Origin of the sequence: Arthrobacter sp. NEB 688 (assembly GCF_013201035.1) — a bacterium.
In the GTDB taxonomy this organism is placed as follows: domain Bacteria; phylum Actinomycetota; class Actinomycetes; order Actinomycetales; family Dermatophilaceae; genus Phycicoccus.
On record NZ_CP053707.1, the window covers coordinates 3460156 to 3475438 of the forward strand.

Genomic DNA, 15283 nt, shown 5'->3' on the forward strand with positions numbered 1-15283 from the left:
ACCGGCACCCGGCGCGTGCACGTCGGGCGCTCAGCCCCACATGTTGGTGTTGCGCAGCTCGCCGGCGAGGTAGTCCTCCTTGGAGGAGATGACCGCCTGGCGGACGTCCATGAGGAGCTGCTTGCACTCCTGGATCTGCTTCTCCCAGTCGGCCTGGGCCTGCGAGTACGCGGCGCGGGCCGAACCGTCCCACTGCTCGACGTACTTGCTGAGGTCGTTCTTCATGTCGCCGAGCCGGCCCTCGATCTGGCCGAGGCCCTTCTGCATGTCGTCGACGAGCGCGTCGATGCCGGCGCCGCCGACCTTGATTCCGTCACCCATGATCGTTCAGTCCCCTTCGTCGGCTCAGCCGTTGCCGAGCATGCTGCTGTACTTGCTGAGGTTCGACGACGCCGCGGCGTCATCGGCGTCGTACTGGCGCTGCGTGCCGGTGAGGTTCGCCTCGAACGTGTCGAGCACGTCGACGATGTCCTGCGTCTGCACCTTCCACGCCTCGCTCACGCTCTGGAAGCTGGCGGCACCCTGCCCCTCCCAGTGCGCCTTGACGGCCTCCATCTGCGTGCGCAGGTCGTTGACCTGCTTGCGGAGGTCCCCCCGCGCAGCCGAGACGATGTCGGCGCTGGCCTTGACGACGCCTGCGCCGGCCCTGAACTGGTCACCCATGCTGTGTCCTTCCCTCGTGCGACGACGATCGTGCCGCAGCCGTTTTCACTGACCCCCTGAAGGGCTGGTGTCCATCGGACGTGGTTCCGGTGCGGCCCCTCGTCCTGCATTCGACCCTACGGTGCCATGTGAAAAGGGTCGATGGGGAGAACTCCCCGAACCCCACGCGTCTATGCTCGGGGCGCGTCGGGACCGGCACCGGGCCGGCCGTCGAGGGGAGAGTCGAAACCGTGAGCCAGTCCAGCGCCGCGTCCGCGTCGCTCGTCCGAGTCTCCGTCTCGTCGGGGACCCGCCGCGCGGATCTCGGTGTGCCGGGGGGCATCCCGGTCGTCGAGATCGTCCCCGAGCTCGCGCGCGAGCTGGGCGTCCTCGACCCCGAGCAGGCGACGCACGGCTTCCGCCTCGTCGCCGGGGGCGGCACCCTCCTCGACCCCGACCGCTCGTTCGCGGCCCAGGGCGTGACCGACGGGTCGGTCCTCAGCCTCGAGGTCGTCGACCCCTCGACCGACAAGGTCTACGACGACGTCGTCGAGGCCGTCGCCGACGTCGTCGAGACGCAGTTCGCCCCGTGGACCGCGCGACACAGCGCGGGCACGGCGGTCGGCGCTTCCGTCGTCCTCTTCCTCTGCGCCGCCTGGGCCCTGTTCACCGCCCGCGACACCGGGCTGCTCGTCGCCGCCGTCGCGCTCGCCGTCGCCCTCCTCCTCGTCGGCTCGGCCGCCGTGCTGCACGCGCGGGCGCAGGCCGGCGGGGCGCTGGCCCTCTCGCTCACCGCCCTCGCCTTCGCCGCGACCTCCGGCAGCGCGGTCGCCCCCGCCGACGCGCTCTGGGGCCGCGGCCTCGTGTGGGTCGGGTCCGCGGTCGCGATCGTCGGCCTCGCCGCGGCCCTCGTCGTGGCCCGGCACCGCCTGGTTCTCGCCGCGGGCGCCGTCGTCGGCCTCGTCGCGACCGCCGTCGGGCTGGCCACGGGCGTCCTCGACGTCGACGTCACGACCGTGTGCGCCGTCGTGCTCGTCCTCGCGGTCGTCGTCGGCAACGTCCTGCCGTGGGCCGGCCTCTCGTCGAGCCGCCTCACCTCCCACGCCCCCCGCACCGAGGCCGAGATCGAGGCCGACGTGCCCGAGGTCGACCGTGAGCGCGTCCGGGGGCAGGTCGCCCTCGGCCACGAGGTGATGGTCGCCGTCGGGCTGTCGACGGGGGGCGCCGCGCTCCTCGTGACCCCGCAGCTCGTCGCCGACGGGCTCGCCGGGACGGCCCTCGTCCTCGCCGGCTGCGCCGCCACGCTGCTGCGCACGCGGCACGCCCGCACCCGCACGACCGTCGTCATCGCGATGGCGACCGGCATCCTCGGCGTCGCCCTCGTGGCGGTCGTCGCGGCGCTGACCCACCCGACCTGGCGGCCCGCCCTCGCGGTGCTGCTCGGCGCCACCGGTGCGGTCGTCGTCGCGCTGGCCGTCCTCGCCCCCCGCACCCGGGTCCGTCTGGGACGCGTCGCCGACGCCCTCGACGGCGTGGCGCTCGTGTCGCTCCTGCCCCTGGCCGCCGCCACCGTCGGGATCCTCTGACGTGGCGACCAAGAAGGACCTCGTCGAGGCGCAGTCGTTCAGCCGCCGCCGCCTGACCACCGCGTTCGTCAGCGGCGCTCCCGGTGGCCGTGAGGTCGAGCCGGACCGCCCGCTGCGGGCCGTCGTCGGCGGGCTCGCGCTCACCGTCGTGCTCGTCCTCGGCAGCATGGCGTTCGGGTACCTGCGCTCGTCCCTGCCCGACGACTGGGGCAACGACCGGCTCGTCATCGCCGAGGACAGCGGCGCGCGGTACGTGGCCATCGACGACCTCCTGCACCCGGTCGTCAACACCGTGAGCGCCCGGCTGCTCATCCCCAGCACCCAGTTCAAGGTCCTCGCCGTGCCGGACGAGGAGCTCGCCGACAAGGACCGCGGCCCGACCCTCGGCATCCTCGGCGCCCCCGACTCGCTCGCCACCGCCGACCGCCTCGTCAACACCGGCTGGCTCTCGTGCCTCGGTGCGGGGCAGCAGGTCTCGACGGCCATCGGCCCCCGGCGCCGCGCCGAGCCCGCCGACGGCTCGGCCGTCCTCGTCCGCACCGACGACCAGGTCTTCGTCGTCGGCGACGGGATGCGCTACCCCGTCCGCGCGCGGGACCTCTCCGCCGTCTCGGTCGCCCTGCGGCTCGACGGGCTCCCGCCGGTGGCCGCGCCGGCCTCCTGGCTCAACCTCTTCCCCGAGGGACCGGCGCTCGGCCCGCTCACCGTCGACGACCTCGGCAAGCCGCTCCCCGGGCTGCCGCCGGGTGCCGCGGTCGGGTCCGTGCTCGAGCTGCAGGACGACGGCCGCCACTACCTCGTGACCCCGCGCGGCACCCTCGAGCTGCTGCCCGACGTCGCCCTCGCGATGTACCGCCTCGGCTCGGGCGCCTCCGCCGACGTCCTGCCGGTCGAGGCCGCGCAGATCGCCCGCCTCCAGGTGCAGCCGCAGCGCACCGCCCCCACCGCCTGGCCGGAGGCCCTCCCGACCGCCCTCGAGACCACGCCCTGCGCGACGCTCGCCGCCGCCGCGAACAAGGCCCCGGTCGTCTCGCTCACCACCGTCACGAGCGACCCTCCCGCCGCCGACCGCGGACGCACGGTCGTCGACACCGGCTCCGGGGCGCTCGTGCGCGCCGTGTCCGGGCAGGTGCTCGGCAAGGGACCCGTGCTCGCCGTCGACCAGACCGCGACGGCCTACTCGATCGTCGGCGCCGACACCGAGGTGCTCGCCCGGCTCGGCTACACCCCGGCCGACGTCGTGCCGGTGCCCGCCGCCTGGACCGAGCTCTTCCGCTCCGGGCCCGCCCTCGGCGAGGACGCCGCCCGCACGGTCGTCTCGGGCACGTCGTGACGGTGCGGCGCAGCGCGGCCCGCGTCGCCGCGCCGGTCCTCCTCGCCGCGACGGCCCTCCTGCCGGCCGCGGCCCCCGCCGGTGCCACCGGCGCCGCACCCGCCGCGCTCCCCTCGGCCGCCGAGCAGTGCGAGGAGGGTCGCACCCAGTGGGTCACCGACACCCCGGCCGCGCTCGTCCGGCTCGGGTCGCGCACGGCCTGGACCCTGGCCACCGGCAAGGGCGTCACCGTGGCGGTCGTCGACAGCGGCGTCGCCCGCAACCAGCACCTCACCGGCTCCTCGGTGCTCGACGGCACGAGCCTCGTCGGCGGCTCGGCCCGCACCGACACCCGCCTGCACGGCACGGCGGTGGCGGGCATCATCGCCGCCCGGTCGGTCGGCTCGAAGTCCGGCGTCGAGGGCCTGGCCCCGGACGCCCGCATCCTCCCGGTCAAGGTCGTCGCCGACGAGCGCACCTCCGAGGAGGGCCCGGACACCGACGCCGGCACGCTCGCCGCGGGCATCCGCGCGGCCGTGGACGGCGGCGCGAAGGTCGTCAACGTCTCGCTGAGCACGGCCGGGGACGACGCGCGCCTGCGCTCGGCCGTCGCCCACGCCCGCAGCAAGGGCGCCCTGGTCGTCGCCGCCGCCGGCACCACCACCGAGCAGGCCCCCGTGCGCGGGCCCCGCTACCCCGCCGCCTACCCCGGCGTCCTCGGGGTCGGCGCGAGCGACGCGAACGACCGACCGGCCGAGGGCTCGGTCACCGGCTCGCACGTCGACGTCGCGGCCCCCGGCACCGACGTGCTCACGACGTTCGGCGCCTGGGGCGACTGCTACCTCGGCTCCGAGGAGGGCTCGACGAGCTACGCCACGGCGTACGTCAGCGCGGCCGCCGCCCTTCTCGCGCAGCGCTTCCCGTCCGAGGGACCGCAGCTCTGGGCGCACCGCCTCGAGGTCACGGCGGCCCGCGACCGGCGCGACGCCCGCGACGACGCCGTCGGCTGGGGCGTCATCCAGCCCGTCGAGGCGCTGACGGCGGTCCTCGACGCCGGGATGGCCGGGCCGCCGCTGCCCGGGACCACCGCCGCGCCGCGCGCCGAGGCCGCCACCACGCGCCTCACCGTGCGCGAGGTCCGCGACCCGCACGCCGGCGACCGCCGCCAGGTGCTCTGGGTCGCGGTCGCGGCCGGCAGCGCCCTCGCCGGGCTCGCGCTCGTCCGCCTCGCCCGGCGGCGCCGCACCGCCTGAACCCGGGTGAGGGCACCCTCCACGGTCTGGGAGGATGTCGGCCATGACCGAGCACGCCTCCCCCACCGCCGCCTCCGCCATCCCGGACCGGCCGTCGCTCGACGGCCTGGAGGAGAAGTGGGGCGCGGTATGGCAGGAGCAGGACACCTACGCCTTCGACCGCGAGGCCGCCCTCGCGGGCGACCGCTCGCAGGTGTTCTCCATCGACACGCCGCCGCCGACCGCCAGCGGCTCGCTGCACATGGGCCACGTCTTCAGCTACACGCACACCGACTGCATGGCGCGCTACAAGCGGATGCGCGGCTTCAACGTCTTCTATCCGATCGGCTGGGACGACAACGGCCTCCCGACCGAGAAGCGCGTCCAGAACTACTACGGCGTGCGCGGTGACGCCTCGCTGCACCACGACCCCGACTTCGTGCCGCCCTTCCGCGGCGACGCCAAGAGCACGAAGGCCGCGGACGAGATGCCGATCTCGCGGCAGAACTTCATCGAGCTCTGCGACGAGCTGACGGTCAAGGACGAGGAGGCCTTCGAGTCCCTCTTCCGCCGGATCGGCCACAGCTACGACTGGTCGATCGGCTACCGGACGATCGACGACCACTCGCGCGCGACCTCGCAGCAGGCCTTCCTGCGCAACGTCCGTCGCGGCGAGGCCTACCAGTCAGAGGCCCCCGGCCTCTGGGACGTCACGTTCCAGACCGCCGTCGCCCAGGCCGAGCTCGAGGCCCGCGACTACCCCGGCGCCTACCACCGGGTCGCCTTCCAGGGCGCCGACGGGCCCGTGCACATCGAGACCACGCGCCCCGAGCTCATCCCCAGCTGCGTCGCCCTCATCGCCCACCCGGACGACGAGCGCTACCAGCCGCTGTTCGGCACGACGGTCCGCACGCCGCTCTTCGGCGTCGAGGTGCCCGTCGTGGCGCACCCCGCCGCCGAGATGGACAAGGGTGCGGGAATCGCCATGTGCTGCACCTTCGGTGACCTCACCGACGTGCTCTGGTGGCGCGAGCTGCAGCTCCCGACCCGCTCGGTGGTCACGCGCAGCGGCCGGATGCAGACCGAGACGCCCGAGTGGCTCGTCGGGTCCGCCGGCGAGGCGCTGTACGCCCAGCAGGTCGCCGGCAAGACCGCGTTCTCCGCGCGCGAGGCCATCGTGGGGGCGCTGCGGGAGTCGGGCGACCTCGACGGCGAGCCGAAGCCCACCCAGCGCAAGGCCAACTTCTACGAGCGCGGCGAGAAGCCGCTCGAGATCGTCACGACCCGCCAGTGGTACATCCGCAACGGCGGGCGCGAGGCCGACCTCAACGCGGCGCTCGTCGCGCGGGGCGACGAGGTCGACTTCCACCCCGGGTTCATGCGCAACCGCTACGCCAACTGGGTGCAGGGTCTCAACGGCGACTGGCTCGTCTCGCGCCAGCGCTTCTTCGGCGTGCCGATCCCGATCTGGTACCCCGTCGACGCCGACGGCGAGCCGGACCACGACCACCCGATCCTCCCCGAGGAGTCGGAGCTGCCCGTCGACCCGGCGGCCAACCCGCCGGCCGGCTACACCGAGGACCAGCGCGGCGTGCCCGGCGGCTTCGTCGGCGACCCCGACATCCTCGACACCTGGGCCACCTCGTCGCTCAGCCCGCAGATCGCCGCGGGCTGGCGCGGTCGTGACGGCGCCGACCCGGACCCGTTGTTCGAGAAGGTCTTCCCGATGGACGTGCGCCCCCAGGGCCACGACATCATCCGCACCTGGCTGTTCTCGACGGTCGTGCGGGCCCACCTCGAGCACGGCACCGTGCCGTGGACGAACGCCGCGATCTCGGGATGGATCCTCGACCCCGACCGCAAGAAGATGAGCAAGTCCAAGGGCAACGTCGTGACGCCCGAGGACCTCCTCAAGGAGCACTCGGCCGACGCCGTGCGCTACTGGGCCGCCAGCGGCCGGCTCGGCACCGACGCCGCCTACGACGTGGGCCAGATCAAGGTCGGGCGCCGGCTGGCCATCAAGGTCCTCAACGCCAGCAAGTTCGCGCTGTCCTTCGGCGACGTCGAGGGCGACCTCGCGGCGCAGGTCACCGACCCGCTCGACCTCTCGGTGCTCGCCGCGCTGCGCGAGGTCGTCGAGAAGGCGACCGCCGGCTTCGAGGCGTGGGACTACACGCGCGCCCTCGAGGTCACCGAGTCCTTCTTCTGGACCTTCTGCGACGACTACCTCGAGCTCGTCAAGGACCGCGCCTACGGTTCCCGCGGCGACGCCGGCGCGGCCTCCGCCCGCGCCACGCTGCGCCTCGTCCTCGACGTCGTCCTGCGCCTGCTCGCCCCGGTGCTCCCGTACGTCACCGAGGAGGTCTGGAGCTGGACCCACGCGGGCACGGTGCACCGCGCCCCGTGGCCGACCGCCGACGAGGTGCCCGCGGGCGGCGACCCGGCCGTGCTGCCGGCCGTCGGGTCCGCGCTCGCCGTCGTCCGCAAGGCGAAGTCCGAGGCCAAGGTCGGGATGCGCGCCGAGGTGCCGACGGCGACGATCGTCGCCCCGGCCGCGCTGCTCGGGCACCTGCGCGCCGGCGAGGCCGACCTGCGGGCGGCCGGCCGACTCACCGGGTCGCTCGAGTGGGCCGAGGGCGAGGAGGTCGCGACCCGCGACCTCGAGCTCGTCCCGGTCCCGAAGCCGACCGCCTGACGCTCCTCGCCGGGGCGTCCCCCGGTCGAGCGACGAGAACATGCCGTGACGCACCCGCTGCGCGCGGCATGTTCTCGTCGTTCGACCGGTCAGGTGCTGCGGCGCGACCCCCAGCGCAGCCGGATGCGGTCCGGGCCGTCGTGCTCCGGCAGGGCATCGAGCCGCCCCGCGCGCACGAGCGCGACCACGTCGTCGACCGCGGCGGGCAGGGCGGCCGCGTCACGGACGCCGGTCCACGCGACCGCTCCCCCGAGCTCGTCCTCGGCCCCGAAGCGCTCGGCCTGCACCCAGCACCGGGCCCCGGGCGGGAAGCGCAGCGCCCAGGCGGCCGCCCCGAGGACGAGGCACAGCGGGGCGAGCGCCAGCGCGAGGGGCGCCGGCACCGCGGCACCGAGGAGCCGGCCGAGCCAGAACCCGACGACGGCCCCGAGGACCGCGTGGCGGACCACGTGCCGTGAGTCGGTGCGCACCGCGTAGGCCACTCCGGCCGGGCTGACCACGACCACCCGGCCGAGCTCCTCGACGAGCTCGGCGGCGCGTCCCGGGGCGAGGTCGGTGGGCAGCGGCACGAGGTCAGCGTAGGCCCGCGCGCCACGCGGTCGGGCGTGCGCGTCAGGCGGGCATCGGGCCGAGGGACCGCGCGGCCTGCCGGGCCTCCACCCGGCGCAGGCCGGTCGGCCGCACCGCCACCCACGGGACGTCCCAGCCGGACAGCCGCACCCGGTGCTGGACGACGTCGTCGCGGCGCAGGTGCCCGACGCGCCCGGTGCCGGGGTCGTAGACGTCGAGCATCCGGTCCCCGTCGCCGGGCAGGACGAGGACGACGTGGCGCGGCAGCAGGGCGCTGCCGATGTAGAGCAGCGCCGGCTCCCCCTCGGCGACGACCTCCACGAGGGTGTCGAACCGCTCGACGAGCCGGTACTCGTCCGCACCGCGCAGGAGGTCGAGCGTGTACCTGGTCCCGATGCGCGACGCGCCGAACTCGAGCTCACGCAGCGCCCCCCAGGGCGGCGTGCCGAGCGCGCGGGGCCACGGCAGGTTGGGGCGCCGCCCGCCCGACAGGGCCCCGTTCGTGCGGCGCATGACGACCCGCTCGTAGGCCGCGAAGCGCTCGGCCGGCGTCTCGCCCGCCGGCGACCCGGGCGGGTGCGGCGTGCCCGTGCGGACCCAGGAGGCGAAGACCGGGTCGACGAGCATCCGGGCCACGGTGAGGCAGGCCGAGCCGCAGGTGACCGGCGACTGCTGCACCGGGCCGGTGTCGCCGGCCCGCAGCCGGAAGGTCGTCGCCACGGCCACATCGTCCCCTCCCGATCCCCCTCTCGCCAAGCCGGCTGTGGTTGGGTGTGTCGCGTGGGGACCACGGGACGGGGCGACGGCGCCCGGTGGAGCCGGGTCGCGCTCGCGGCGACGGCCGCCGCGACGGCGCTCCTCGCGGTCTGGGCGGCCTCGGTCCCGGGCATCCCGAGGGTCATCAGCGGCCCCCACATGGGCCCGGTGACGCAGTACGGCGCCGACGACGACGTCTTCCGCCCGTCCTCCGAGGTCGACGCGCAGTCGTTCCGGTCGGCGTCGGTCAACGGCGACTCGCTCGCGGCCCTCGTCGGCTGGGTGGCCGTCGGCCTCGTCGGGCTCGCGCTCCTCGTCGCCCTGGTCCTCGCCCTGCGCGCGCTGCTGCGCTCGCTCCAGGGCTCACGCGCCGTCGAGGCCGACGACACGGCCGGGCCGGACCTCACCCGAATCGGGACGGCCCTGGCCGACGACGCCGAGGAGCGGCTGGCCGTGCTGGGGCGCGGCACGCCCGCCGAGGGCATCGTCGCCGCGTGGGACCGGCTCGAGGACACGCTGCGCGCCGCCGGCCTCACCCTCGCCGCCTCGCGCACCTCCACCGAGACCGCGGTCGGGGTCCTGCGGCGGTTCGCCGTCGACGAGTCGACCCTGCAGACCCTCGCTGGGCTCTACCGCGAGGCCGCGTGGTCCCGGCACGAGCTGACCGAGGAGCACCGCGCCACCGCCGAGGCCGCCCTCACGCGCCTCGCCGCCGACGTGCGCTCCGCCGCGGCGGCCCGGGAGGCGGACGCGCGTGCGTGACCTGCGCCTGACCCGCGGACGGGTCGTCGGCCTCGCCGTGGCCCTCGCCGTCCTCGTCGCCCTGACGCTCGCCCGCGGCGTCGTCGTGCTCGCGGCGGCCGTCGCCGTCGTCCTCGTCGTGGCCCTCATCGGGCTCCTCGTCCCGCTCCAGCGCGACGACGGCGTCGACTGGGACTGGCTGCCCCGCCGCGCCGACGAGGTGCCGCCCGAGCCCGGCATCGGCGCCCTGCGGCGGCTGCTGGCACCGGACCGCACCGACACGACCGCCCCGGCGCAGCTCCAGGACCTCGTGCGGACCCTCGCCGCCGAGCGCCTCGGCGGGACGCCGGAGCGCCCCGTCACGCCACCCGACGGCCCCCTCGCCCGCTACCTCGCGGCGCCACCGCGCCGCCTGTCGACCCAGGACGCCGAGGCGGTCATCGCCGACCTCGAGTCGCTCCGCCCGACGCAGCCCGTGCCCCCCACGAAGGAGACAGCATGACCGACCTCGCCACGACCCACCGACGCGCCGTCGCCGTCCTCGACGAGGTCGACACGGTCGTCGTCGGCAAGCGCGCGGCCACCGAGGTCGTCGTCGCGGCGGTGCTCGCCGGCGGTCACGTCCTCCTCGAGGACTACCCCGGGCTCGGCAAGACCCTCGCCGCACGCACCCTGGCGCAGGCGCTCGGCCTGGACTTCACCCGCGCGCAGTTCACCCCCGACCTGCTGCCCTCCGACCTCACGGGCAGCTTCGTCTACGACCAGGGCGAGCGGCGCTTCGAGTTCCGCAAGGGCCCGGTCTTCACCGGGCTGCTCCTCGCTGACGAGATCAACCGCACGCCCCCGAAGACGCAGGCCGCCCTCCTCGAGGCGATGCAGGAGGGCCAGGTCACGGTCGAGGGCCAGACCTTCCGGCTCCCGCGGCCCTTCCACGTGCTCGCGACGGCCAACCCCGTCGAGTACGAGGGCACCTACCCGCTGCCCGAGGCGCAGCTCGACCGCTTCCTCGTCCGCGTCGCCTTCGGCTACCCCGACGCCGACGAGGAGTGGCAGGTCCTCGGCCGCCGGCTCGAGCGCCGCCGCGAGGAGCAGGAGGCCCGACGCGTCGTCGACGCCGCCGAGCTCCTCGAGCTGCAGGCCTCCCTCGAGGACGTCACGGTCTCCCCCGAGGTCGGTCGCTACTGCGTCGCCCTCGCGCGCGCCACGCGTGAGCACGAGCACGTCCTCATGGGCTCCTCCCCCCGTGGCTCGCTCGGCCTGATGCTCGTCGCGCGCGGGCTCGCCGCCGTCCGCGGACGCGACTACGTCGCACCCGACGACGTCAAGGCCGTGGCCCCCGCCGTGCTCGAGCACCGCGTCGTCGTCCGCCCCGAGCTGTGGATGGGCGAGGTCACCTCCGCCACCGTCGTCGCCGACGTCCTGCGCACCGTCCGCACCCCCCGCACGACGGCCCGCACGGCGTGAGCGGCGGGTGGCGCCCCACCCGAGCACTCGGTCGGGCCCTCCTCGTCGGGCTGCTGGTGCTCGTCGTGGGCATCGCGTTCGGGCGCGGTGACCTCGTCGTCCTCGGCGTGCCGCTCCTCGGGGCGGCCGCGTGGTCCCTCGTCACCCGACCGCGCGAGGCGCCGCAGCTCGCGGCGTCCGTCGACCCCCTCGTCGTCCGCGAGGGCGAGTCCTTCGTCTGGCGCCTGGACCTCACCCCCGTCCCCGGCCTGCGCGACGTCGTCGCCCACCTGCCGGCGGACCGCTGGGGACGCTCGACGCCCCGGCACGGTCACGTCGCCGCGGCGACCGAGGGCCTGCGGCCGCACGAGCTCGTGCCGTTGGGCCTCGAGGTCGAGGCGCTGCGCTGGGGCTCGCGCCGTCTCGGGCCCGCGCAGGTCGCGGGCTTCGGCGACCTCGGCGGCCTCGTGTGGATCTCCCCCGGCCAGCCGCGCGGCGCCGTGACGGCCGTCCCGCGGCCGGGGCAGTTCACCTCGCGCGCCGGCCTGCCGCACCCCTTCGGCCTCGTCGGCCAGCACCGCTCCAACCGCCAGGGCTCCGGCACCGAGCTCGCCGACCTGCGCCCGTTCCGCACCGGTGACCGGCTGCGCCGGATCAGCTGGCCGGTCTCGCTGCGCACGGGCACCCTCCACGTCACGACGACCCACGCCGACCAGGACGCCGAGGTCCGCCTTCTCGTCGACGCCCTGCGCGACCTCGGCGTCCCCGACGTCGACCAGGGCCGCCGCTCGAGCCTCGACGTCGCGGTCGACGCCGCGGGGGCGCTGGCCGCCCACTACCTCTCGACCGGCGACCGCGTCGGGGTGTCGGTCCTCGGCGGCGGCGGGGTCGTCGACGTCCCGGCCGTCGGCGGGCACCACCAGCTGACCCGCATCCTCCTCGGGCTGGGACGGGCGGAGCCGTCCGGCGGGTCGGTCGGCGAGGAGCGCGCCCTGCAGGCCCAGCTGCGCCGGTCGGTGCCGCCCGGGGCCGTCGTCGTCATCCTCTCGGCGCTCGTCTCGGCCGAGCCGCTCGCGCACGCCGTGCGCCTGGCCCGCAGCGGTCACGTCGTCCTCGTCGTCGACACCCTGCCGCCGCACCTGGCCACGCCGGACGCCGACGTCGACGCCGTCGTCGCCGCGACCGGCATCGAGGACCCCCGGCTCGCCTCGCTCACCTGGCGCCTGCGCCTGCTCGAGCGCGAGCGCGAGGCCCACCGGTGCGCGCTCGCCGGCGTGCCGGTCGTGCCCTGGGGCGCCGACAGCGCCCTCGACACCGTGCTGCGCGGCGTCGGCCGCCGGCCTCGCACGGCGGGGGCGCCCCGATGACCCCCGCCCGCCGTTGGCGCCGCACCGCCACGCTCCTCGTGGTCCTCGCCGACGTGCTCCTCCTCGGCCTGGCCTCGCTCTCGACCCCGGTCACCGCTCTCGTCCTTACCCTCCCGCTCGCGGGGCTCACCTGGTGGGGGCTGCGCCGCCCCGGCCGCTGGGGCGCCACCCTCCTCGTCGTCGCCCAGGTGGTCGTCGTCGGGACGAGCGGGGCCGCGCCCGCGGACATCGGGGGCTGGGCCGCGGCGGTGCTGGCCGCCGCGCTCGTCCTGGCGACGCACCTGTGCCTCGCCCTCCTCGCGGCCTTCCCGCCCGGCGCCGGCCTGCCGCGCGCGACCCTGCGCCGGTGGGCGTCGCAGGGCGGCCTGCTCGCCACGGCGGGGGCCGCGGCCGCGGTCGTGGGGCTCCTCGGGTCGCGCACCCCGTCGGCGTGGGGCACGGTCGTCGTCACGCTCGCGCTCGCGGGGCTGGCCGCCACCGCGGCGCTCGCCTGGCGCACCGCCCGCTCCGGCTGACGCGGAGCCGGTCCGGCCCTGCCAGGCCCCGTCGGACAACGGCTGCCGCCGAGGCGTACCGCCCGTGCCCCGACGCACGCGAGCCCGGACCGACGGTCCGGGCTCGCGGGGTGCGTCGTGGGGTCGCCGTCAGGCGGACCGCTTGCGCGGCGTGCGCTTGCGGCCGCCCTCGTCGTCGTGGCGCACGATCGTCGGGTTGACGTTCTTGAGGACGACGTCGCGGGTGACGCCGACCTTGGCGATCTCGTCGTCGCTCGGCACGTCGAACATGACGGGGAGGAGGACCTCCTCCATGATCGCGCGCAGGCCGCGGGCGCCGGTGCCGCGGGCGAGCGCCTGCTCGGCGACGGCCTCGATCGCGTCCTCGCTGAACTCGAGGACGACGCCGTCGATCTCGAACATCTTCTGGTACTGCTTGACGAGCGCGTTGCGCGGCTCGGTGAGGATCCGCACGAGGGCCTCGACGTCGAGCGGCGCGACGGTCGTGATGACCGGCAGGCGGCCGATGAACTCGGGGATGAGGCCGAACTTCATGAGGTCCTCGGGCATGACCTCGTGGATGCTCTCGATGAGGTCCTTCGGCGTGTGCAGCTCGGAGCCGAAGCCCAGGCCCTTCTTGCCGTTGCGGGACTCGATGAGCTTCTCGAGCCCGGCGAACGCCCCGCCGACGATGAACAGGACGTTCGTCGTGTCGATCTGGATGAACTCCTGGTGCGGGTGCTTGCGCCCGCCCTGCGGGGGCACCGACGCGGTCGTGCCCTCGAGGATCTTCAGGAGCGCCTGCTGCACGCCCTCCCCCGACACGTCCCGCGTGATGCTCGGGTTCTCGGACTTGCGGGCGATCTTGTCGACCTCGTCGATGTAGATGATGCCCGTCTCGGCCTTCTTGACGTCGTAGTCGGCGGCCTGGATGAGCTTGAGGAGGATGTTCTCGACGTCCTCGCCGACGTAGCCGGCCTCGGTCAAAGCCGTCGCGTCGGCGATGGCGAAGGGGACGTTGAGCATCTTCGCGAGGGTCTGCGCGAGGTAGGTCTTGCCGCAGCCCGTCGGGCCGATGAGCAGGATGTTCGACTTGGCGATGTCGACGTGGTCGGCGTCCTTCTTGGAGCCGGCCTCCCCCGCCTGGATGCGCTTGTAGTGGTTGTAGACGGCGACGGCGAGCGCGCGCTTGGCGACGTCCTGGCCGACGACGTAGTTCTCGAGGAAGTCGAAGATCTCGCGCGGCTTGGGCAGCTCCTCGAGGCTGAGGTCGCCGGTCTCGGCGAGCTCCTCCTCGATGATCTCGTTGCACAGATCGATGCACTCGTCACAGATGTAGACGCCGGGGCCGGCGATCAGCTTCTTGACCTGCTTCTGCGACTTGCCGCAGAAGGAGCACTTCAGCAGGTCGCTGGTCTCTCCCACTCGTGCCACGGAACGTCCTCCACCTCGGCTCGACAACGCCCCCGACGCTACCCGCCGACGGTTTCCGTCGCACCCATTGAAGCCCCCACGGGCCCGGCGCGTCGCGTGGGTTCGCTGTCAGCGCAACGCGAGGTCGTCCGCCGGCCCCGGCCCGCCGTCCGGCCGCGAGGTGCCGGGAGTGGCGACCCGGACCAGCAGGGCCGCGACGCGCAGCTGCTCCGGGCTCGGCCGGCGCACCCGCGCCGCCGCCGTCAGCGAGACGTGGCCGACCACGCCCTGCGGCCCCGAGGCGAGGACCGAGGTGACCCGGTCGGTGGGCAGCCCCTCGCGCCGCGGGTCGCGGACGCGGCCGTCCAGGCGCAGCACCCCGTCCGGCCCGACGACGGCGTCGCGCCGGTCCGGCGGGCCGTCGTGCCAGCGCGCCCGCTCCACGCCGACGACCTCGCCGACGGCCCGCGCCAGGGCGGCCCGGCGCTCGGCGGCGGGCGTCCCGTCCCCGAGGTCGAGCAGCGCGGCCACCCCGGACAGGTATCCCTCGCGGCGGGCGGACGCGGCCTGCGCCCGCCGCCCGCGGATGGCGACCTCGCTCACCGCGAGCCCGACGAGGACGAGCACGACGACCAGCTCGACGTCGGCCGGCGAGGCGATGGTGGGGCTGAGGAAGGGGCGGGTGAAGAAGACGTCGTACCCGAGGGCCGCGCTGAGTGCCGCCACGACGCCCGAGGTCCGGTCCCCCGCGGCGGCGACGGCCACCACGGTGAGGACGAGCACGAGGGCGACGACGGTCGTGGTGAGCGAGCCCCGGGCCAGGCCGAGGAGCGCGGCGAGCAGGACCGGGCCGAAGGCCGCGGCGGCGTGCAGGAGGGTGAGGTCACGACGGGCGGGCATGGCTCCAGCGCACCACCGGGGTGCGCCGCCGCGGGGTCGTCGACGCGGTGTTGACGGCGCCCTGACGCCATCTTGACGCCCCCTCCCCGACCACGCGGCCCCCCTCACCCTGCCGACCCGGCCCCGCCCTGC

Annotated in this window: 15 protein-coding genes; 9 read left to right on the forward strand and 6 right to left on the reverse strand. The window is 75.4% G+C overall.

All coding sequences use genetic code 11. The features are described from left to right. Nucleotides 1–30 precede the first annotated feature (30 nt). Together HL663_RS16275 and HL663_RS16280 are read right to left on the reverse strand one after the other, a co-directional pair. Entirely contained in the window at nt 31–321 is a 291-nt protein-coding gene (locus tag HL663_RS16275; RefSeq protein ID WP_173029342.1) for a WXG100 family type VII secretion target, read from the reverse strand. 24 nt (nt 322–345) lie between these two features. Further along, nucleotides 346–663: a WXG100 family type VII secretion target gene (locus tag HL663_RS16280; RefSeq protein WP_173029343.1), complete on the reverse strand. Its 318-nt coding sequence runs from the start codon at nt 661–663 to the stop codon at nt 346–348. A gap of 230 nt (nt 664–893) precedes the next feature. Between HL663_RS16280 and eccD the strand changes: the two genes are divergently transcribed. The 4 genes from eccD to valS are packed head-to-tail and all read left to right on the forward strand — an operon-like array spanning nt 894 to nt 7467. Beyond that, complete coding sequence (gene eccD, locus HL663_RS16285; RefSeq protein WP_173029344.1) at nt 894–2228, forward strand: type VII secretion integral membrane protein EccD; 1335 nt, start codon at nt 894–896, stop codon at nt 2226–2228. A gap of 1 nt (nt 2229) precedes the next feature. Continuing rightward, complete coding sequence (eccB, locus tag HL663_RS16290) at nt 2230–3561, forward strand: type VII secretion protein EccB (RefSeq protein ID WP_173029345.1); 1332 nt, start codon at nt 2230–2232, stop codon at nt 3559–3561. After that, a complete protein-coding gene (locus HL663_RS16295; RefSeq protein ID WP_173029346.1) occupies nt 3558–4793 on the forward strand; it encodes a S8 family serine peptidase in 1236 nt (411 codons plus the stop codon). The genes eccB and HL663_RS16295 overlap by 4 nt, the downstream gene beginning before the upstream one ends. 43 nt (nt 4794–4836) lie before the next feature. Then, complete coding sequence (gene valS, locus HL663_RS16300) at nt 4837–7467, forward strand: valine--tRNA ligase (RefSeq protein WP_173029347.1); 2631 nt, start codon at nt 4837–4839, stop codon at nt 7465–7467. Nucleotides 7468–7556: 89 nt separating this feature from the next. Here valS and HL663_RS16305 read toward each other — a convergent pair whose 3' ends face one another. Further along, nucleotides 7557–8036, reverse strand: a complete 480-nt coding sequence (locus HL663_RS16305; RefSeq protein WP_173029348.1) for a hypothetical protein — start codon at nt 8034–8036, stop codon at nt 7557–7559. A 43-nt stretch (nt 8037–8079) separates the two neighbouring features. Further along, the gene (locus HL663_RS16310; RefSeq protein ID WP_286175726.1) at nt 8080–8757 is read right to left on the reverse strand and encodes a hypothetical protein; all 678 of its coding nucleotides are present in this window, start codon (nt 8755–8757) and stop codon (nt 8080–8082) included. A gap of 60 nt (nt 8758–8817) precedes the next feature. Here HL663_RS16310 and HL663_RS16315 point away from each other — a divergent pair, with 60 nt between their 5' ends. The 5 genes from HL663_RS16315 to HL663_RS16335 are packed head-to-tail and all read left to right on the forward strand — an operon-like array spanning nt 8818 to nt 12859. Then, on the forward strand, nt 8818–9555 hold the full coding sequence (locus HL663_RS16315; RefSeq protein ID WP_173029349.1) for a DUF4129 domain-containing protein: 738 nt from the start codon (nt 8818–8820) through the stop codon (nt 9553–9555). Further along, nucleotides 9548–10036, forward strand: coding sequence for a hypothetical protein (locus HL663_RS16320; protein WP_173029350.1), 489 nt, complete (start codon nt 9548–9550; stop codon nt 10034–10036). Before HL663_RS16315 ends, HL663_RS16320 begins: the two co-directional genes overlap by 8 nt. Beyond that, nucleotides 10033–10998, forward strand: coding sequence for an AAA family ATPase (locus tag HL663_RS16325; protein WP_173029351.1), 966 nt, complete (start codon nt 10033–10035; stop codon nt 10996–10998). The genes HL663_RS16320 and HL663_RS16325 overlap by 4 nt, the downstream gene beginning before the upstream one ends. Next, on the forward strand, nt 10995–12344 hold the full coding sequence (locus tag HL663_RS16330; protein ID WP_173029352.1) for a DUF58 domain-containing protein: 1350 nt from the start codon (nt 10995–10997) through the stop codon (nt 12342–12344). Before HL663_RS16325 ends, HL663_RS16330 begins: the two co-directional genes overlap by 4 nt. Further along, on the forward strand, nt 12341–12859 hold the full coding sequence (locus HL663_RS16335) for a hypothetical protein (protein WP_173029353.1): 519 nt from the start codon (nt 12341–12343) through the stop codon (nt 12857–12859). The genes HL663_RS16330 and HL663_RS16335 overlap by 4 nt, the downstream gene beginning before the upstream one ends. Before the next feature lie 129 nt (nt 12860–12988). Here the strand turns inward: HL663_RS16335 and clpX are convergent, their stop codons facing one another. Both clpX and HL663_RS16345 read right to left on the reverse strand, forming a co-directional pair. Next, entirely contained in the window at nt 12989–14272 is a 1284-nt protein-coding gene (gene clpX, locus HL663_RS16340; RefSeq protein ID WP_173029354.1) for an ATP-dependent Clp protease ATP-binding subunit ClpX, read from the reverse strand. A gap of 108 nt (nt 14273–14380) precedes the next feature. Then, nucleotides 14381–15151: a DUF4118 domain-containing protein gene (locus HL663_RS16345; protein WP_173029355.1), complete on the reverse strand. Its 771-nt coding sequence runs from the start codon at nt 15149–15151 to the stop codon at nt 14381–14383. Between the last annotated feature and the right edge of the window lie 132 nt (nt 15152–15283).